Origin of the sequence: Flavonifractor sp. An306, assembly GCF_002159455.1 — a bacterium.
Classification (GTDB): domain Bacteria; phylum Bacillota; class Clostridia; order Oscillospirales; family Oscillospiraceae; genus Flavonifractor.
In genome coordinates this window covers 1-18885 of the sequence record NZ_NFIQ01000067.1, presented here as the reverse complement: position 1 = coordinate 18885, position 18885 = coordinate 1, and the positions used below count along the sequence as shown (strand labels likewise).

Genomic DNA, 18885 nt, shown 5'->3' with positions numbered 1-18885 from the left:
GTCCCATGGCGCAGGTCAATATGTCTTGCATCAAATCCCTCCCTGAATTATGCAGGCTGGGAATTGCCCGGGTGGGTATCCGAACTTTGCTACTCGTGCTCTTCACTTACGTGACGCAACATATTATCGGTATGAAGATGGGAAGCGTGTAAAACACACAGTTACGCCGGTTCTCGGAGAAAAAGCAGCCCATAATGGTAGAGTCGTTTACAGCCTGGATTTTGAGGTAACACCGCACCAGCTGCGGCATACTTACATTACAAACCTGATTCATTCTTCGGTGGACCCTAAAACGGTTCAATATCTGGCGGGCCATGAAAGCAGCAAAATCACAATGGACATTTACGCAAAGGTCAAATACAACAGACCAGAGGATCTTGTCAAGACAATGGGCTGTGCGTTTGCTTTATGGGACGCTGTGTAAGCTCCAAACAAAATCGAAAATGAAGCAAGAGCGAGGCAAGGATGTCTCGCTCTTTGTTTTGCATACCATGATTGGCCTGTATTCTGGTTTGCGCCGGGAAGAAGCTCTTGCCTTGCAATGGGATTGCGTGTTTCTGGACGCATCTACTCCATACATCTCTGTGCAAAGAGCATGGCGCGCAGAGCATAACAGGCCGGTCATCTCCACAACGCTCAAAACGAAAGCAGCAAGACGTGATATTCCAATTCCCAAGTGCCTTGTGGATTGCCTGAGAGAAGCCAAGGCAACCTCCAAATCGGATTATGTGATTGCCGACAGCGAGGGACAGCCTTTATCCTATTCGCAGTTCAAACGGGTATGGCAGTACGTTGTTGTTCGCTCTACTAAAGAGCGCACCTATTATAAGTATGTAAATGGACAGAGTATCAGGTACACGGTCAAACCGAGTCTCGGAGGGCATCAGAAAAACAATCCGAACATTGTGTATAGCCTGGACTTCGATGTGACACCGCACCTGCTGCGGCATACCTACATCACCAATCTTCTGTATGCTGGTGTTGATCCTAAGACGGTCCAGTATCTTGCTGGACATGAAAACAGCAAGACAACTATGGACATCTACGCTAGAGTGAAGTACAATAAGCCGGAGGAACTTTTCGGAGTGGTAAATTCCGCATTTCATCAGGCTGTCCCCTCCTAAAAGTGGCCTATTTTTTGGGTTAAGGAATAGGACAACCGAGGGGCCGAGGCTCAAAAAAGCCCGGAATATCAAGGAAAATCAGCACTTAGACGATTGAAATACGGCCTCAAGGCTGCCCGTCGCGCTCCCCAGTTCAGCAAGCGCTGATTTTTCAAAGCTATCAAAAATGCCGCCCATATGGGCGGCATTTTTTGTGTTCTGATCAGAGCGCGGGGTTGTCCCCATATTGGCGCAGATAGTCGGCCCGGCCCGTCTCGTAGAGGTTTGTTCCCAGGCTGTCGATGACCACGGTAAGGGGCAGGTTTTCCACCTGCAGCGCCCGGATGGCCTCGGCGCCCAGATCCTCATAGCACACCAGCTGGGCGGACCTGACGCACTTGGCCAGCAGAGCGCCCGCCCCGCCGATGGCGCCAAAGTAGACCGCGCCGGTCTCCCGCATGGCCTGGATCACCTCGGAGCTGCGCTTGCCCTTGCCGATCATGCCCAGCTCTCCCAGCCGCAGCAGGGTAGGGGCGTAGGCGTCCATGCGGTAGCTGGTGGTGGGCCCGGCGGCGCCGATGGGCTGCCCGGGCCGGGCGGGAGAGGGGCCCACATAGTAGATGACAGAGCCCTCGATGGGGAAGGGGAGGGGCTTGTCCTCCGCCACCAGGGCGCACAGCCGCTTATGGGCGGCGTCCCGGGCGGTATAGACGGTACCGGAGAGGTAGACGCTCTCTCCGGCCCGCAGGCTGCGGCTTACCTCAGGGGTGAGGGGAGCGGTCAGATATTTGGCCATGTCAAAGCACCTCGCTAACGTGCCGGGCCACGTGGCAGTTGATATTGACCGCGCAGGGCAGGCCGGCGATATGGGTGGGCAGGGTCTCGATGTGGACGGCCAGGGCGGTGGTCCTGCCGCCAAAGCCCTGGGGGCCGATGCCCAGAGCGTTGATGCGCTCCAGCAGCTCCTCCTCCAGCGCGGCATAGAAGGGCTTGGGGTGATGAGAGCCCATTTCCCGCAGCAGGGCCTGCTTGGCCAGCAGGGCGCACTTGTCAAAGGTGCCGCCGATGCCCACCCCCACCACGATGGGGGGGCAGGGATTGGGGCCGGCCTGCTCCACCGTATCCAGAATGAAGGACTTTACGCCCTCCAGCCCGTCGGAGGGCTTGAGCATGGCGATACGGCTCATATTTTCGCTGCCGAAGCCCTTGGGCGCCACGGTGATCTTTACCCGGTCCCCGGGCACCAGGCTGGTGTACAGCATGGCGGGGGTGTTGTCGCCGGTGTTGACCCGGTCCAGAGGGTCGGCCACCACCGACTTGCGCAGGTAGCCCTCGGCATAGCCACGGCGCACCCCCTCGTCCACCGCCTGGGTCAGATCCCCGTCGATATAGACCTGCTGGCCCACCTCCAGGAAGACGCAGGCCATGCCGGTGTCCTGGCAGATGGGGACGTCGCCGCCAATGGAGTAGTTTTCGATGAGCTTGTCCAGAATGTCCTGGGCCACCGGCCAGGGCTCCGCCTGGCGGGCGGCGGAGATGGTGTCCTTCACATCCTGGGGAAGGCGGGTGTTGGCCGTGATGCACAGCCGGGCCACCGCTTCCGTGATCGCGTTGGCTGAGAGTTGGCGCATGGCGTTGTCTTCACTCCTCAAACTGGTAATGGCCGCGGCGGCGGACCAGGCGGAGACCTGGCCGGGCCGCCGGGCGGAATGCTCCGTATAGGTAAGCCTATTATAGCAACCTGCCCGGATTTTACAATATTTTCTGTAAAAAGCGATTGATTCTGAGAGCCGGCCGGCCGTCCGGTTGGCAAAAAGAGGGACAAGCCCGGCAAAGTGTCAGCTTTTTCCCGGTTACGGCATAGAATAAATTGCTTTTTTCCCCGGTGAGGTGTAAAATACCTTAGTATCTCTTTGACCGGGGTGACCAAAGGAGGGCTTTTCGATGGACGACCGGGTGAAGGAATTGCTGGAGCGGGTGCGGGGCACCGCCCTGGCGGTAGGGGAGGCGGCGGGCGCCACCGCCCGCTGCGCCGGCAAGTGTGCCGGGCAGATGCTGGACGTGGCCAAGCTGAACATGAAGATTTTTGACCTGAAGGGGGACATCGACCAGGATCTGCGGATGATCGGCCAGATGGTGTATCATGCCCACCGGGGTCAGGAGACCGACCACAAGGCCATGGATGACCTGCTGGCCGACATTGATGAGAAGTCCGCCGCCATTGAGACCCTGCGGGAGCGGGTGGTGCTGCTGCGCCACAGCAAGAGCTGCCCCGCCTGCGGCGCGGTGTGCGGACAGGAGGACAAATTCTGCAGAGGCTGCGGCGCCTCACTTTGACGGGCCCACCAGCCGGGCGGCTTGCCGCCCGGCTCCTGACAGTACAAAAGGAGGACAAGCATATGAATTATACCTTTGAACAGTATCAGCAGAGCGCCGACGCCATCCGGGCGAAGATCGGCTCCTTCCAGCCCAAGGTGGCGATGGTCCTGGGCTCCGGCCTGGGCTATATGGGGGACATTGTGGAAAACGCCATCGCCGTGCCCTACCAGGAGATCCCCCACTTCAAGACCTCCACCGCCCCCGGCCACAAGGGCCAGCTGGTGTTCGGCACCCTGGAGGGCAAGCCGGTGGCCGTCATGCAGGGCCGGATGCACCACTATGAGGGCTACTCCTACGAGGAGGTGGGCTACGCCGTGCGGGTGCTGCGGCTGCTGGGGTGCGACACCCTCATCGTCACCAACGCCGCCGGGTGCGTCAACATGAACTGGAAGGCCGGTGATCTGATGCTGATTACCGACCAGATCAAGATCTTCATGGAGTCCCCCCTCCGGGGCGAGAATCTGCCCCAGTTCGGCGTGCGCTTCCCCGACGCCTCCCACCTGTATACCCCCGCCCTGCAGCAGATGGCCCGCAAGACGGCCCGGGAGCTGCGCATCGACCTGAAGGAGGGCGTATACATGTACTTCCCCGGCCCCCAGTACGAGACCCCCGCCGAGGTGCGCTTTGCCCGCATGGCCGGGGCCGACGCGGTGGGCATGTCCACCGCCCCCGAGGTGATCGTGGCCGGCCACTGTGGTATGCAGGTGCTGGGCTTCACCCTGCTCTCCAACATGGCCGCCGGGATCCTGGACCGGCCCCTCTCCGAGGAGGAGGTGCTGGAGGCGGCCGCCGCCTGCCGGGACAAGTTCTCCAAGCTGGTGCTGGCCTGCCTGAAACAGATCGGGTAAGCCGCCCGCCCACAATTTGAAGAAGGAGACCGAAGGTTTATGTCCATTCTCATTCACAACTGTACCGCCGTCCTGATGGATCAGGCGGGCACCGTGCTGCCGGGCGCCTATGTGACGGTGGCGGGGAATAAAATCGGCTGGGTGGGGACCCAGCGGCCCCAGGGGAACTTTGAGGAGGAGATTGACGGGAAGGGCCGGGTGCTCATGCCCGGCTTCGTCAACGCCCACACCCACGTGCCCATGACCGCCATGCGGGGCTACGGCGACGGCAACAACCTGCAGGACTGGCTGAACAACTATATCTTCCCGGTGGAGGCCAGGTGGGACGACCGGGCCATTCAGGCCTGCACCTCCCTGGGTCTGGCGGAGATGATCGCCTCCGGCGTCACCACCATCGCCGACATGTACGGCCACACCGACGCGGTGGCCCAGGCGGTGGTGGCCAGCGGCATCAGCGCCAACCTCAGCTGCGGCGGCGTGCAGTTCTGCGACGGCCTGGACCCTGCCACCCACCACGACTGTGTGGTGCAGCGGGAGCTGACCGAGAAGTGGCACGGCTACAACGACGGGCAGATCCTGGTGGACGCCTCCATCCACGGCGAGTACACCTCCCACCGGGAGCTGTGGCAGTGGATGGCGGACTATGCCCAGAGCCACAACCTGGGGATGCACGTACACATCTCCGAGACAAAGGCGGAGCATGAGGCCTGCATCGCCCGCCACGGCAAGACCCCCATCCAGACCCTGAACGACTACGGCGTGTGGGATACCCGGGCCATTGCCGCCCACTGCGTCTGGACCACCCCGGAGGACTGGGAGATCATGGCCCGCAAGGGCGTGTCCGCCATCCACAACCCCATCTCCAACCTGAAGCTGGGCAGCGGCATCGCCCCGGTGCCCGCCATGAAGCAGGCGGGGGTCAACGTGTGCCTGGGTACCGACGGGGTCTCCTCCAACAACTGCACCGACTTTTTCAGCGACTTGAAGTTTGCGGCCATCCTCCACAATGGGGCCAACTGCGACCCCCTGGCCCTGCTGCCCCTGGACGCGCTGAACATGGCCACCCGCAACGGCGGCGAGGCCCTGGGCCGCAAGACCGGCTCCATCCAGGCGGGCTACCAGGCCGACCTGATCCTGGTGGATTTCTCCCACCTGAACCTGACTCCCTGCCACAGCGTGCTCTCCAACCTGGCCTACGCCGCCCACGGCAGCGACGTGGTGATGAATATGGCCCGGGGTAAGGTCATATATCAGGATGGAGAGTTCAAAACCATCGACCTGGAGCGGGTGAAGCGGGAAATGGCTGACTACGCTTTGCCCCTGCTGTTTTCCAAAACTTAAGGGGGATTATCGTTGTCGAGCCAGAAGAAAAATACCTTTTACGGGGCCGCTGCCTTTTTGACCATGACCACCATCCTGGTCAAGATCATCGGCGCCATCTACAAAATTCCGCTGACCGCCCTGCTGCCCGACGAGGCCTATGGCGACTTCAACGCGGCCTATAACATCTACACCGTGTTCCTCACCATCTCCACCGCCGGCCTGCCGGTGGCCCTGTCCAAGACGGTGAGCGAGTGCAACGCCCTGGGCCTGCACAATCAGAAGGAGCGGGTGTTCCGAGTGGCTCTGGCCGCCTTCCTGGTGATGGGGAGCATCAGCTTTTTGTGCATGTCCCTGTTTTCCCCCATCGTGGCCAAATACGTCCTGCAGAATGAGAAGGCCGTGTTCGCGGTGCTGGCCCTGTCCCCGGCGGTGCTGTGTACCTGCTGCTCCGCCTTCCGGGGCTACGCCCAGGGCCACCTGAACATGGTGCCCACCGGCGTGTCCCAGGTCATTGAGGCCCTGTGCAAGATGGTGCTGGGCCTGGCCCTGGCCATGCTGATCCTCAATTCCGCCATCCAGCCCGAGGATACCCGGGACCGGCTGGCCGCCGCCGGCGCCCTGGTGGGCGTGTCCATCGGCGCCATCCTGTCCCTGTGCTATCTGGTGGTCAACCACATCCGCACCAAGCGGCGGGAAAAGGTGGTGGCCACCGACCGGCCCGACAAGAGCAGCACCATCCTGCTGCGCATGCTGAAGCTGGCCATTCCCATCAGCCTGGCCTCCTGCACCCTGTCGGTGGTCAACCTGATCGACACCGGCCTGGTCCAGAGCCAGCTCCAGAGCGTGTTTTCCGCCATGGGAGACGGTCTCACCGGGGTGAGCAACAGCGTGCTGGGCATCTTCCCCAAGGCGGAGGCCCTGTTCCAGGAGAATATGGCCAGCTGGCAGGCGGATGTGCTGGTCAACCCCAACACCACCCTGGATCCGGTGCTGGACTCCGCCCGCACCCTCTACGGCATTTACAGCAAGACCATGAGCGTCTACAACCTGCCCTTTAACCTGATGGTGCCCTTTACCGCCTGCATCGTCCCCGGCGTGTCCGCCTGCATTGCCCGGCGGGACGGCCGGGGCGCCCGGCGCACCACCGAGTCCGCCCTGCGCATCTCCGCCCTGGTGACCCTGCCCTGCGGCTTCGGCCTGCTGACCCTGGGCGGCCCCATCATCAACCTGCTCACCGTGGGCAATGTGGACGTGTCCATCGCGGGCCCCCTGCTGTCCATTCTGGGCATCGCCTCCATCTTCGTGTGCATCCAGGTGGTGGCCTCCTCCATCCTCCAGGCCAACGGCATCGTCAACCTGCCCATTATCACCATGGTCATCGGCGGTGTGTGCAAGGTGCTGGTGAGCTATACCCTGGTGGGCAACCCCAAGATCATGATCTACGGCGCCCCCATCGGCACCCTGACCTGCTTTGTGGTGGTGGGCGTGCTCAATCTGCTCATTATCAAGCGGATGGTGCCCCATCCCCCCCGGTATCACCTGGTCTTTATCAAGCCCCTCATCGCCTCCGCCATTATGGGGGCGGCCGCCTGGGCCAGCCACGGTCTGCTGAGCCGGGTGTTCTCCGGCTCCTTCCTGATGAACGCCGTGGCTACCGCCGGGGCCATCCTGGTGGGCGTGGTGGTGTACGCCATTCTGGTGGTACTGCTGCGGGTTCTCTCCAAGGACGACCTGGAAATGATGCCCAAAGGGGATAAAATTGCGAAGCTCCTGCATATTCAGTGAGCTTTTTTGGAAAAAAAGGTTGCAGGAGGCCTTGAAATATGGTAGATTTTCAGTATAAGGATTCCTATAACGTCAAAGACTTAGAGGAAATCGTCCGTATTCTCCGCGCGCCCGGGGGCTGTCCCTGGGACGCGGAGCAGACCCACCAGTCCATCCGCCGCAATTTCCTGGAGGAGGCCTACGAGGCGGTGGAGGCCATCGACGAGGAAAATCCCGACCACCTGAAGGAGGAGCTGGGCGACGTGCTGCTTCAGGTGGTGTTTCACGCCCGGATGGAACAGGAGGCCGGCCGGTTCGACCTGGACGGCGTGGCCGACGGGGTGTGCAAGAAGCTCATCTACCGCCACCCCCATGTGTTTGGGGACGTGGCGGTGTCGGGCACCGGAGAGGTGCTGACCAACTGGGAGGAGCTCAAGCGCAAGGAAAAGGGACAGGCCACCAACACCGACGCGCTGGAGGCGGTGGCCAGATCGCTCCCCGCGCTTTGGCGGGCGGAGAAGGTGCAGAAGAAGGCCAAAAAGGTCGGCTTCGACTGGCCGGAGGTGTCCGGCGCACTGGACAAGCTCTCCGAGGAGCTGGAGGAGCTGCGCCAGGCGGCAGCCCAGGGCACCAACGTGGCCGAGGAGCTGGGGGATCTGCTGTTTTCGGCGGTAAATGTATCCCGGTTTTTAGGGGTGGACTGCGAGGACGCCCTGAATCAGGCCACAGATAAGTTCATTGGCCGGTTCCGCAAGGTGGAGGAGCAGGCAGGGGAGCGTCCCATGACGGAGATGACCCTGGCCGAGCTGGATCAGCTGTGGGAGCGGGCCAAGGAGACTTAAAGGCGGCGACGCCTTAAGTATAAACAAATGGCGGGTATATGCCCGTGAAACACAGGAGGAATGATCGACATGAATAAGGCTGAACTCATTAACGCGGCCGCGGAGAAGGCCGGTCTGTCCAAGAAGGATACTGAGAGCGCTGTGAACGCCGCCATCGAAGTGATTTCCCAGTGCCTGGCCGAGGGCGACAAGGTGCAGCTGGTGGGCTTTGGCGCCTTTGAGGTGAAGAGCCGCGCCGAGCGCATCGGCCGCAATCCCAAGACCAAGGAGAGCATCAAGATCCCCGCCTCCAAGGTGCCTGTGTTCAAGCCCGGCAAGGCGCTGAAGGATATCGTATCTCAGTAACAACACTGTGGGACCGCCGCCGTGACGCGGCGGTCCTTTTTTCAGGAGGATCAGTATGCGACTGGATAAATGGCTCAAGGTCTCCCGGCTCATCAAGCGCCGCACGGTGGCCAACGAGGCCTGCGACAACCAGCGGGTTACCGCCAACGGCCGGCCGGTGAAGGCCAGCTATGAGGTGAAGGAGGGCGACGTGCTGGAGCTGCGCTTCGGCGAGCGCACGGTGAAGGTGGAGGTGCTCTCGGTTACCGAGCACGCCGGGAAGGCGGAGGCCTCCGCCTTGTACAAGGAGCTGCTCTGACCGGAACAGGTATAAAAAGGTCCCGACCATACGGTCGGGACCTTTTTATGTTCCCTTATCTCCGGCCGCCCCGGCGGGAGCTGCGCCGCTCCGCCTGGCGCAGCTCGGACAGCTTGCTGTCCGAGGCGGCCATAAACTGCTTCAGCCGGTCTTCAAAGCTGGTGGGCTCCGCCGGCGCGGGCTTGCCGCGGAATCCCGCGCCGCCGTGGCCGGCGGGACGTCCGCCGGGCCGGCCCTGACCCGCGGGACGGGGCGGGGGGTCCATCGCCTTCTTGATGGAGAGGTTGATGCGGCCGTTTTCGTCAATGCCGATGACCTTGACCTTGACCTCCTGACCTTCCTTCAGATGCTCCTTCACATCATTGACATAGGTATAGGCGATCTCAGAGATGTGCACCAATCCCGACTTGCCCTCCGGCAAGGCGACAAAGGCGCCGAACTTCGTGATCCCCGTGACCTTTCCTTCCACAATCGAACCAACACCAAACTCCATAACTGCCAGCAAAATCCTCTCTTTTAAATTCAATCGGTGAAATAGAAGACATACTCCCCCGGCGTCACCAGACCCAGCTTATCCCTGGCGATGTCGGCCTGCCGCTCCGGGTCACCGCTGTTTTCCACCGCGTCGGACAGGTCGGCGTTGACCTGCCGCTGGGCGGCTACCTCTGCCTGGGCCTGGGCCAGGTCCTCCTGAGCCACGGCCAGCTTGTTCTGGAGATTCAGCAGTGTGGTGGCGGCGCCGATGAGCAGAGCCAGAATGACGATTTTGGTCAGAAGAGACGCTTTTTTTACCTTCATTCCCGACTCCTTTCCCCACCTGGCATTCCGCCGCCCGGCGTATCTCGTCCATTTCCCTGGATAGTAGCTTTATTTTATACCACTTTCGCCGATAATGGAAGGACTTTTTTGCGGTTTCTTCAAGTTTTTTACTTAGCAGCAGAAGGATTCGCAGCGGAAAGGTAATGAGCTTCCACAAGATGGCCACAAGATCCGCCGCGGCGTAGGCCCCCTTCAGCACCCACCGGCTGGCCAGCCAGAAGTAGACCACCGCCCCCAGCAGCACCGCGCCGAGCATGTAGAACCGGACCTCCCCGTTGCCGGCGGCGGTGGTGTAGACGAACAGCCCCGCCGTCACCACCAGCCAGAACAGCAGGTCCAGCACCCCGCCCAGCAGCGGGAGGGGGATACGTACCCGCATGACCCGGAACAGGTCGTACAGCAGGCCCACCCCCAGGCCCAGCGCCGCCGCGCCGGCCAGAAAGAGAACCTGCCAGCCCAGCGGCCCGGCCATCTCAGCGGAACAGCCGGGACAGCAGGCCCCCGGAGGAGCTCCGGCCGCTGTCCTCGTAGCTCAGCGCGTCGATGTCCCCCTCCACCTTCAGGTCGCCTCCGTCCAGGCTCAGCTTTTCAATATGCAGATTTTCCCCCTGGATCACCAGAGTGCCCCGGACGGTGGTCATGACGATGGTGTTCTCGTCAAACCGCTCCACCTCCTCCACCCCGGAGACCGACAGCCGTTCCCGTTCCTCCACAATGATATGGTGGGCCGTCTCCGGCCGCCCCCGATTGTCCTCATAGGGCATACGCTACCCCGCCTTTCCCACATAGTCTTGTCTATCTATATGGGACAGGAGGGCGGGATATGCCCTAGCCGGCGGGAAGGGCCCGCCGCAGCCGCCGGCGCAGGACCAGGGCCAGAGCCAGCTTGCACAGGTCGGGGATCACGAAGGGGAGCACGCAGCTCCACAGCACGCTCCACAGCCCGATGGGACCGGTGGACCGGGTGTAGAGCACCAGGAACCAGGCTGTGCCGAAGGCGTAGCACACCGCCAGCCCCACCAGGCCGGACAGGACAAAGACCGCCGTGCCCGTGCCGAAGAGCCGCTCAGCCAGCCACATCACCAGGGCGACGAGGAGAAAGCCCAGCAGATAGCCTCCCGTGACTCCGGCCAGGGTCCCGATCCCGCCGGAAAAGCCGGAAAACACCGGCAGGCCCACAATGCCCAGCAGCAGGTACACCCCCACCGCCAGACTGCCCAGCTTTCCCCCCAGCAGGCCCACCGCCAGGAAAATGCCGAAGGTCTGCATGGTAAAGGGCACCACCGTGGGGATGGTGAGCCAGGCGCACAGGGCCAGCAGGGCGGCCATCAGCGCCGTGGCCGCCAGTTGTCGTGTTTGCATAGATGTCCCTCCATATTGTAAACTGATTTATTATTTTAGTTTACAAATGAAGAAATGTCAACCAAAACAGAAAATTGGTTGACATGAACGCTTTTCCCACGGTACAATGGGGAAAAGGAGGGATGGACATGCTGCGGGACGATGTGCTGGCGCTGCTGCGGCAGCGGGAGGGGGAGCCCCTCTCCGGAGAGGCCATGAGCCGGACGCTGGGGGTGAGCCGGGCGGCGGTGTGGAAGGCCATGGAGACCCTGCGCCAGGAGGGGTATGAGATCTCCTCCGCCCCCCGGCGGGGGTATTGGCTGGAAAAATCCCCGGATCTGCTCTCCCCGGGGGAGCTGAGCCGGCCGGACCGCCGGGTGGGCCGGGAGCTGGTGTGCCTGGACCAGGTGGATTCTACCAACAATGAAATTAAGCGCCGGGCGGTGGGGGAGGTGCCCGACGGCCTGACGGTGGTGGCCGGGGAGCAGACCGGCGGCCGGGGGCGCCGGGGCCGGAGCTTTGTGTCCCCGCCGGGGAAGGGGCTCTACCTGTCCGCGCTGTTGAAGCCGGACTGCCCGTTGGGCGAGGTGCCCGCCCTCACCGCATGGTCGGCGGTGGCGGTGTGCGACGCCATTGAGGAGCTGTGCGGGGTGCGCCCCGGCATCAAGTGGCCCAACGACGTGATCCTGGAGGGGCGCAAGCTGTGCGGCATCCTCACCGAGCTGGAGCTGGAGGCCGAGACCGCCGCCCTGCGGTACGTGGTGGTGGGCATCGGCGTAAATATCAGCCAGACCGAGGCCGACTTCGGGCCGGAGGTGGCCCCGGTGGCCATCTCCCTGGCCCAGGCCCTGGGGTGGGCCCCACGCCGGGCGGAGGTGGCCCGGGCCCTGCTGGACAGCCTGGACCGGCTGTATGCCGGATTTCCCCAGCAGCGGGAAGGGTGGCTGGCCCGCTACCGGGCGGACTGCCTCACCGTAGGAAAGCCGGTCCGGGTGCTCTCCGGCGCCGGGGAGCGGGAGGGCACGGCCCTGGGTGTGGAGGAGGACTTCTCCCTCCGGGTGGCCTGGAAGGACGGTGGGGAGGAGGTCCTCTCCTCCGGCGAGGTGTCGGTCCGGGGGCTTCTGGGGTACGTCTGACCCTTCCGCAACCACTGGTTGCGAACTGTCGAAAAAAGAAAGTCTAGGAATTGCAAGGCCCGCACGGAGCTTTTTAGCTTCCATGCGGGCCGTTTTTCCCTTATATTTTCCCTTACGAACTGAAAACAGCCTTGATAAAGCCCTCCATGCGGGCGGCGCTGTCCTGCTTCATGCGCTCCGTGAAGTGGCCGTATCGGTCCAGGGTAAAGCCGGCGCTGGCGTGGCCCAAGTTGCCTTGTATGGTTTTGATATCGTCACCCGCTCGAATGGCGTTGACCGCATATGTATGGCGGAGATCATGAAAACGCACACCTTCCAAACCGGCGGCCTTGACCGCGGCGGAAAACCACCCTTCCACAGTCTGCTGGAGCAGCGGCCTGCCAATCTGATCTGTGAAGGTCAGGCCGTGGGGGTTATCCCACAACGGGCCGGCCTTGATCCTCGTTTCGGCCTGGCGTCTCCGCTGCTCTTTCAGGGTTTTCAAAACGGAGGGCGCCGGGGTAATCGTACGTGGCTTTCCATTCTTTGGGGAAATAAACAAGCCGCTTTCCGCCCGGTGCTCCGGCCTGACAAGCTGCTTGGAGATCAGGATTGTACCTTTCTGAAAATCCACACAATCCCAGGTCAGGCCCAGCAGCTCGGAAAGGCGGCAGCCGGTGAACAGAGCGACAGAAACCAGCAGCTCCAGGCGGCCGCCTTTGACTGCCAGAAGGAGTGCGGCGGCCTGCTCATCATCCAGGGGAAGAATTTCTTTCCGCTCCATTCTGGGGAGCTGACAATCAGACGCCGGGTTCCTGGGTATGTAGTCCAGCTTCACAGCCTTTTCCAACGCCTGGTGAAGCACCTTATAGGCCAGCCGGACGGAGGCCGGGGAGAGCTCCAAGCCGTTGATAAACCTCTGCACCATATGAGGGCGCAGCTCAGAAAGCCCCACCGCGCCCAGGGCCGGCTTGATATGCAGACGGACATTATTCTTGTACACCTGAACGGTAGCGGGCTTTACACCTCCCAGGTATTCCGCCGCCCATGTGTCCAGCCACGCCCCAACGGTCATTTTTGTAGGTGTGATGTAGGTGCCCTGGTCAACAGCCAGAGTGGCCGCTTTGAGGCGCTGGGCTACCTCCTTCTGTGTTTTCCCGGTTATGCTCCGCTGGATCTGCTTGCCGGTGCCGGGGTCGCGGCCAACAGTGAAGCGGGCTTCCCAATAGGTGTATTCCTTTCCCGAGCGGGTCACGGTTTTCTTGCGGATAGTGCCGGCGCCCGACGCTGCTTTTCTGCCCATACAGCTCTCCTTTCCACTTGCGCCCGCTCGCCGGTCTATGGTACAATATGGGCGCGGTTTTGATTCTTGTCAGGTCTCATAATCGCTCTTGCCGCCTCTGGTGTTGCTGCACCAGGGGCGGCTTTTTTCGTGCTCAGCCCCGGAAGAGCTTGGAGAGCTCCACAAAGCAGCCGTCCAGCACGTTGACCTTTGCAATGTCCTGGGCGGTATAGACCTCGGCCAGGCGGTAACGACCGTCCTCCAGGATACTCACCTGTACCGTCTTGTTTTCTGGATCCACAATCCAATACTCCCGGACGCCCGCCCGCTGGTACAGGTTGTATTTCACAAGCCGGTCATGGCGCTGGGTAGAAGGGGACAAGACCTCCGCCACCATATCCGGCGCACCTTTGCAGCCCAGTTCATCCAGCTTGCCGGGGTCGCACACGATGGAAACATCGGGCTCCACCATGGTATCCACGTTTTCCGGCCGGTCTCCCGCTCGCTCAAAGAGGCGGACGCCAAAGGGCGCTGGGTAGGCACGGCACGTTTTCCCGTCCAAATAGTTTCCCAACTGGCGGATGAGTTCCGACACAATCTCTTGATGGATGCGGGAAGGCGGGGCCATAAGCACCGGCGCTCCCTCTATCAGTTCGGCCCGCTCCTGCTCCGGCCAGGCCAGCACATCGGCAAGGGTATAGCGAGTTTCTTTGGGTAGGGGCATAATTACACCTCCTGACTAATTTTCTTCAACCGCCCTATTTCATTGCACCAAAACCAGGGGAGGCTTTATTCTTTATTATTTAGAGAATTTTTGCGTTGATATTTAGGAACTTCAGTTAATTCATCTACGCGGCGGACAGCCTCTTGTTGCCCTATTTCGTTGAGATTTGAAAAACTATAAATAAGTTGGCCAACCACTGTCTCCATAGAAATTTGTATAAAGTTTCCATCTGAGTTTGTAAATAAAAAATCAGGCATACGAGATGGGGCAGGCCCATCTTTAAAGAAATCCTCAAAAACCACACGAGTAGCAAATCGCTCATCTAATGCCTGCACTTCAATATTAAGGGCTTTAGCAATACGTTGTAAAGTTTCAAATTTTGGTTTACGCAAATCGCGTTCCCATTTGCTTACACTCTGATAAGGAATGTGCAACTTTTCTGCAAGTTCTGCTTGTGTCATACCGGCTTTTATTCTGGCTGCTTTAATGCGTTGTCCGGTGCTCATGGAAATCACCCCATACAAATGATAACACGCAAAGAAAGAAAACACAAGAAGGTTTGTAAAAAGACATTGACAAACACATAGGCGTGTGCTAACCCTTGTATAACACAAAAGGGTTAGGAGCGTTAATATGCGTATTGACCGTGTAAAATTTGCGGCAGCTCTCGCCAAGAAGGATATTACAATACTCCGCCTGGCGGAGGCAGCCGGAGTATCCAGAGTAACGATAAGTGGGGTTAAACACGGAAAATCGTGTGCCAAAACCACAGCGGAGAAACTAGCTGCTGTCCTGGGACCGGAGATTCTGGAAGAGGAGGCGTAAATCATGGAAAAACTGGCTTATTCGGTGCCGGAGGCGGCGGAAGTGCTGGGCGTAGGGGTGCAGGCCGTCTACAATCTGGCCCATGTAGCCAGCTTTCCGGCGGTGAGGGTGGGCAATCGAATCCTGATCCCCTGTGAGAGCCTGGCCCGGTGGCTGGAAGAGCAGGCAGGCAAACAGCTATGAGGCGGACCATTATGGAACGTATGGCCGCCGTGCTGGCCCTGGCGGCCTGCGTCTGTGCCGAGTGTATTCCTCTGATGCTGGCCCTGGTGGGTGCGGCGTACCTGTGTATGGGCCTGGCAAATTGCCAAGCGATTGTGAATTTCAAGAAAGGAGGCTTTTCCATGTATTACAAAGTATGTCCGAATTGTGGGGCGAACCTGGATCCGGGCGAGCGCTGCGACTGTGAGGACGCAAAAGAGCCCGGCCGGCGCTGTGAGCACCGGGCGGGCCCTTTCGGGAACAGCACTATGCGGAGCTCCCGAACCGGCCGGAGCACACACCAGCTGCCGGCGGGAAGTCTGACACGGTAAAGGGAATATGGCCGCAATGGGGATTTTAGGCACAGCGAGAAACCTCATGCCGCCTGGAAGTTGAAGAGAGGAGTTATCGTACATGACCACCAATGAAACCCGGACGGAGCTTTCCCGTCTGACCGAGCGGGCCAGTGACAGGCAGCTGGATCTGATCCTCCGCATAGTGAGGCTGATCATCAGAGAGGAGGCACGGGCATGACAAGTAATATCATCCATTTACCTGTTCGCTTTGAGATGATACGCATTGAAATACTTCCATCAGAAGTGGAACATGTCTCTGTTTTTCAGAGAGACCGCTCCGGCGGGTGGCACGCTTTTATCACCTGCGCTTCCCCAGATGAGGTTTCTACCTGTATAGAGAAAGCAAACCAGGAGCTGAAAAAGAAATTCGTTACTGGATGAAGAACATTGGTTGAAAATGCTTCTATAGACGCCTTGTGCCTTGCTTTTGAGTATGGGCGGGCAAAGGGCGTGAGAACCGCCCAAAACCGGGCCGCAAAATAGGAGAAACGGAACATCTGCGGGGGTATGGCAGATCGCCGTACCCCCGCGGACGTTTCAAACAAAGGATGGAATCAGCATGGACCAATATCTGACATACACGGCGGAGGATTACCGCAACACGGTAAAAGCCCTAAAGGTTATGCAAAACATCCCCTTTGATAATCAGCGCAGCAGAGAGGCGCAGGAACGGGAGCGGGCCATACTGGCAGCGGCATTGGAGGCGGCCAGATATGCGGCCCTGCGGATGGAAAACCCGCCGCTTACCAGGGAGCATCTGAAACGGATGCACGGAATGGCGGTATACCTGGAGCGCCCCGAGTATTCCTCAGGATCAGCGGGAATCGTAGACGGCCGTGATGAAACCATTGTGATTCTCGGGCCGGAAGGAACCGAGCGGGTAGAGTGGTTCCACTGGATACCAGGCAGATACTATCGTTTCCCCGCTGATGGCGGGGATTTGCGTTTCTCCAAGTAACCGCGCCAGAATTGGGGCGCCAGAGAAAGGAGCAGTATATGGCAAAGCGGAAAAAGACCATAGTGGCCGGCGACCTGATAAAGACCGTGATTTATACAGCTCCGGAGCCCAGGGACGGCCCCCGGGTACGGGCGGCCAAGTCCCGCATGACCAGCGCCGCACAGAAGGCCATGAATGACAAAACCGCGCGGGGGCGGTTGGAAATGTCGATAGCGGCCAACTTCAAACGTCATGATCTGTTCCTCACCTTGACCTATCGCCTCAAAGACCTGCCGGCAAAGAGAGCTGGAGCGGTACTCAATGTGCGCAAATTCCTGCGGAATATGAGGGAAGTCAGAAAAACCGCAGGGATTCCATTTAAGTATATTTACGTCACAGAGGAAAAGCACGGAGACGGTAAATTACACCATCATATTATCATGAACGCCACCGAGCGGGATATTGAAACCATCCGAAGCCTGTGGCCCCATGGGGATGTGATTGACATTGAATACCTTGGATGTCGGGAATATGCGACCTGGGCGGAATACATGACAAAAGAGGGGGCTCAGGGCCGCCCGGTTGGAGCGCAGATGTGGACGCCAAGCAAGAATCTGGATAAGCCAAAGGTTACATACAGCTATGTAGGCAACGATGAAACCCTGTCGCCGCCTATCGGGGCGCACGTACTCGAATGGGAGGAGAAAGTTACAGAGTTCGGTAGCTACTGCTATATAAAGTATTATTTTCCACCTAAGCACTGGGGCGAGGAACCCCCACAGAGGCGCGGCCCGTGGCCTCTTATGTCTTGTTTATAGTGAGATATAACTTTAGAACAGGGCATGTAGAATCAACAGCTTGCGCATTGCCTCCTCCCCATACCGTGCGCTATGCTAGAGGCGAAAACAGGATAAGCTTTGCTAAGCCTCTTGCGCGCAGGTGAGCGGGCGCGGTTCAGCTGAGGCCAGGCGGCAGGCACCCGGAAAACATCTTAGCAAGCGAATGCCTGCGGGGCCAATTTGGCAGGCTGAGCGGTGATTATGGCCGCCCACAGACTGGCTGTGCCCAAGATATCCGCTCGTATTGGGATGCTGTCAGGCGCTGGATACCCTCACACTTCGGAGAGCGGAGGGGGCCGCCGTGGGGCTGGTTGGACACGGGAGTTTTGAAAAGGCGGGGTGCATCTACATGACCAATGAAGAACTCGCAAGCATGATCCAGAGCGGGGAGCGTGGAAAGGTTCTGGAACTGTGGGAACAGGTACGGCGGTTTGCATGGCAGCAGGGCAAAAAGTGGGCAGCATACCACGGCCATGGCATGGAGGTAGAGGACTATGCCCAGGTGGGCTTTTTAGCCATGCTGGACGCCCTAGGGAGCTGGAAAAACGGGGAAGGACGCTTTCTCACCTGGTATGCCATGCGGTTAAAGGCCGCGTTTACTGCGTCGTCAGGGCAGAGAACCCAGCGAGACAGAATGGATCCTCTGCAAACAAGTATGTCGCTTGAAATGCCGCTACAGGACGGAGAGGGGAAACAAATCTTTCTGGCGGATGTGATCCCGGATAAATCGGCGGAGCGGGATGTGGAGCGGGTGGTGGAGCTGGATTTTGCAAGGCGCAGACGGGCAGCGGTCCGGCAGGCTCTGTCAGGATTGCCAGAGGACCAGCGCCGGGCGGTGATCCTGCGCTATTGGGCTGGGCAGCCCGTTGACCCAAAGACGCACCAGGAGGCGTTACGGGCCCTTAGAAGGCCCGCCGTGTCCCGGGGGTTACGGGAGTACCTGTGATTAGCTGGTGGGGATAATGGCCGCGCAAGCTGCCCCGGGTGGGGGGTCTGGTGGTGAATGCCACTTGCTGGTGGGTGTGTGGCCTCTCTGCTGGAGTGTAGCGCGGGGGCCTATATAACGGCTGCTGGGCGGCCGGCTCTCTGACGGAACGAGCGGGCGGTAATCCAGGCCACGCAACGCCGCTCATGGAAATACCTTTGCCGGCCTTCTGCCTTCAAGAGAAAATGCCAAGCGCTTGGGAATTTAGATCCATCAGAAAATAAAAGTTGGGGTGAGCCTGTGAATGGGGTCTTACGCAGCAGAATCAAGGATCTGCGAGAAAGGAAGCATCTATCCAGGAGTGCTCTTTCTCAGCTATGCGGTCTCAGCCGGAACATGATAGGGCTGTACGAGCGGGGAGAAGCTGACCCGTCCACGGAAACTGTGTGCGCCCTGGCAGATGTATTTGGGGTGTCAACAGATTATCTCCTTGGCCGAACGGATCAAGGGGCTAGGGCTTGTTTGAAAAATCAGGAGACTTGTTCTAAGTCAACAGAATTGCAATGGCGGCAAGGTGAACGAAGGCCAAGAAGGAGGTGTCCAGCTTGTCGTATCTGGT

General features: G+C 59.8%; 24 protein-coding genes and 2 pseudogenes. 17 read left to right on the top strand and 9 right to left on the bottom strand.

The window, feature by feature from the left end; all coding sequences use genetic code 11:
- Window positions 1–106: 106 nt before the first annotated feature.
- A pseudogene (locus B5F88_RS14860) lies at window positions 107–424 on the top strand (tyrosine-type recombinase/integrase); the annotation flags it as partial.
- A gap of 49 nt (window positions 425–473) precedes the next feature.
- Window positions 474–1124 (top strand): annotated as a pseudogene (locus B5F88_RS14855) (site-specific integrase); the annotation flags it as partial.
- 202 nt (window positions 1125–1326) lie between these two features.
- On the opposite strand, the gene B5F88_RS14850 reads toward B5F88_RS14855, so the two are convergent.
- Entirely contained in the window at window positions 1327–1899 is a 573-nt protein-coding gene (locus B5F88_RS14850; RefSeq protein WP_087347712.1) for a Fe-S-containing hydro-lyase, read from the bottom strand.
- 1 nt (window position 1900) lies between these two features.
- The gene (locus tag B5F88_RS14845) at window positions 1901–2734 is read right to left on the bottom strand and encodes a fumarate hydratase (protein ID WP_087347711.1); all 834 of its coding nucleotides are present in this window, start codon (window positions 2732–2734) and stop codon (window positions 1901–1903) included.
- 313 nt (window positions 2735–3047) lie between these two features.
- On the opposite strand from B5F88_RS14845, the gene B5F88_RS14840 reads away from it, so the two are divergent.
- The 7 genes from B5F88_RS14840 to B5F88_RS14810 all read left to right on the top strand — a co-directional run bounded on the left by B5F88_RS14840 (window position 3048) and on the right by B5F88_RS14810 (window position 8902).
- A complete protein-coding gene (locus B5F88_RS14840) occupies window positions 3048–3440 on the top strand; it encodes a zinc ribbon domain-containing protein (RefSeq protein ID WP_087347709.1) in 393 nt (130 codons plus the stop codon).
- Between the two features lie 62 nt (window positions 3441–3502).
- On the top strand, window positions 3503–4330 hold the full coding sequence (locus B5F88_RS14835) for a purine-nucleoside phosphorylase (RefSeq protein ID WP_087347707.1): 828 nt from the start codon (window positions 3503–3505) through the stop codon (window positions 4328–4330).
- Between the two features lie 39 nt (window positions 4331–4369).
- The gene (locus tag B5F88_RS14830) at window positions 4370–5671 is read left to right on the top strand and encodes an amidohydrolase (protein ID WP_087347705.1); all 1302 of its coding nucleotides are present in this window, start codon (window positions 4370–4372) and stop codon (window positions 5669–5671) included.
- Between the two features lie 12 nt (window positions 5672–5683).
- Entirely contained in the window at window positions 5684–7438 is a 1755-nt protein-coding gene (locus B5F88_RS14825) for a polysaccharide biosynthesis protein (protein WP_242959818.1), read from the top strand.
- 38 nt (window positions 7439–7476) lie between these two features.
- Window positions 7477–8259, top strand: coding sequence for a nucleoside triphosphate pyrophosphohydrolase (gene mazG / locus B5F88_RS14820; RefSeq protein WP_087347703.1), 783 nt, complete (start codon window positions 7477–7479; stop codon window positions 8257–8259).
- Window positions 8260–8328: 69 nt separating this feature from the next.
- Window positions 8329–8604 (top strand): HU family DNA-binding protein, encoded by a 276-nt coding sequence (locus tag B5F88_RS14815; protein ID WP_087347700.1) that lies wholly within the window; start codon window positions 8329–8331, stop codon window positions 8602–8604.
- Window positions 8605–8659: 55 nt separating this feature from the next.
- The gene (locus tag B5F88_RS14810) at window positions 8660–8902 is read left to right on the top strand and encodes an RNA-binding S4 domain-containing protein (protein WP_087347698.1); all 243 of its coding nucleotides are present in this window, start codon (window positions 8660–8662) and stop codon (window positions 8900–8902) included.
- Window positions 8903–8957: 55 nt separating this feature from the next.
- On the opposite strand, the gene B5F88_RS14805 is transcribed toward B5F88_RS14810, so the two are convergent.
- From B5F88_RS14805 to B5F88_RS14785, 4 genes are all read right to left on the bottom strand, one after another.
- A complete protein-coding gene (locus B5F88_RS14805) occupies window positions 8958–9395 on the bottom strand; it encodes a S1 RNA-binding domain-containing protein (RefSeq protein WP_087347696.1) in 438 nt (145 codons plus the stop codon).
- A gap of 29 nt (window positions 9396–9424) precedes the next feature.
- Window positions 9425–9700 (bottom strand): septum formation initiator family protein, encoded by a 276-nt coding sequence (locus B5F88_RS14800; protein ID WP_087347694.1) that lies wholly within the window; start codon window positions 9698–9700, stop codon window positions 9425–9427.
- Window positions 9701–10194: 494 nt separating this feature from the next.
- The gene (gene yabP, locus B5F88_RS14790; protein ID WP_087347691.1) at window positions 10195–10485 is read right to left on the bottom strand and encodes a sporulation protein YabP; all 291 of its coding nucleotides are present in this window, start codon (window positions 10483–10485) and stop codon (window positions 10195–10197) included.
- 64 nt (window positions 10486–10549) lie between these two features.
- Window positions 10550–11083, bottom strand: coding sequence for a biotin transporter BioY (locus B5F88_RS14785; protein ID WP_087347689.1), 534 nt, complete (start codon window positions 11081–11083; stop codon window positions 10550–10552).
- A 128-nt stretch (window positions 11084–11211) separates the two neighbouring features.
- Between B5F88_RS14785 and B5F88_RS14780 the strand changes: the two genes are divergently transcribed.
- Complete coding sequence (locus B5F88_RS14780) at window positions 11212–12198, top strand: biotin--[acetyl-CoA-carboxylase] ligase (RefSeq protein WP_087347687.1); 987 nt, start codon at window positions 11212–11214, stop codon at window positions 12196–12198.
- 112 nt (window positions 12199–12310) lie between these two features.
- On the opposite strand, the gene B5F88_RS14775 is transcribed toward B5F88_RS14780, so the two are convergent.
- From B5F88_RS14775 to B5F88_RS14765, 3 genes are all read right to left on the bottom strand, one after another.
- Window positions 12311–13480, bottom strand: a complete 1170-nt coding sequence (locus B5F88_RS14775; protein ID WP_087347685.1) for a site-specific integrase — start codon at window positions 13478–13480, stop codon at window positions 12311–12313.
- A 133-nt stretch (window positions 13481–13613) separates the two neighbouring features.
- Window positions 13614–14183 carry a Uma2 family endonuclease gene (locus tag B5F88_RS14770; protein WP_087347682.1) on the bottom strand — a complete coding sequence of 190 codons (570 nt, stop codon included), beginning with the start codon at window positions 14181–14183 and terminating at the stop codon, window positions 13614–13616.
- A gap of 65 nt (window positions 14184–14248) precedes the next feature.
- A complete protein-coding gene (locus B5F88_RS14765; protein WP_087347680.1) occupies window positions 14249–14689 on the bottom strand; it encodes a helix-turn-helix transcriptional regulator in 441 nt (146 codons plus the stop codon).
- 127 nt (window positions 14690–14816) lie between these two features.
- On the opposite strand from B5F88_RS14765, the gene B5F88_RS14760 reads away from it, so the two are divergent.
- From B5F88_RS14760 to B5F88_RS14730, 7 genes are all read left to right on the top strand, one after another.
- A complete protein-coding gene (locus B5F88_RS14760; protein ID WP_087347679.1) occupies window positions 14817–15008 on the top strand; it encodes a helix-turn-helix domain-containing protein in 192 nt (63 codons plus the stop codon).
- Window positions 15009–15011: 3 nt separating this feature from the next.
- A complete protein-coding gene (locus tag B5F88_RS14755) occupies window positions 15012–15191 on the top strand; it encodes a helix-turn-helix domain-containing protein (RefSeq protein ID WP_087347676.1) in 180 nt (59 codons plus the stop codon).
- Between the two features lie 11 nt (window positions 15192–15202).
- Window positions 15203–15541 (top strand): hypothetical protein, encoded by a 339-nt coding sequence (locus B5F88_RS14750; RefSeq protein WP_087347674.1) that lies wholly within the window; start codon window positions 15203–15205, stop codon window positions 15539–15541.
- Window positions 15542–15739: 198 nt separating this feature from the next.
- Window positions 15740–15946: a hypothetical protein gene (locus tag B5F88_RS14745; RefSeq protein ID WP_087347672.1), complete on the top strand. Its 207-nt coding sequence runs from the start codon at window positions 15740–15742 to the stop codon at window positions 15944–15946.
- A gap of 178 nt (window positions 15947–16124) precedes the next feature.
- Window positions 16125–16523, top strand: a complete 399-nt coding sequence (locus B5F88_RS14740) for a hypothetical protein (RefSeq protein ID WP_087347670.1) — start codon at window positions 16125–16127, stop codon at window positions 16521–16523.
- 38 nt (window positions 16524–16561) lie between these two features.
- Complete coding sequence (locus B5F88_RS14735; protein ID WP_087347668.1) at window positions 16562–17320, top strand: hypothetical protein; 759 nt, start codon at window positions 16562–16564, stop codon at window positions 17318–17320.
- A gap of 322 nt (window positions 17321–17642) precedes the next feature.
- Window positions 17643–18287, top strand: a complete 645-nt coding sequence (locus tag B5F88_RS14730) for a sigma-70 family RNA polymerase sigma factor (RefSeq protein WP_087347666.1) — start codon at window positions 17643–17645, stop codon at window positions 18285–18287.
- Window positions 18288–18885: the final 598 nt, after the last annotated feature.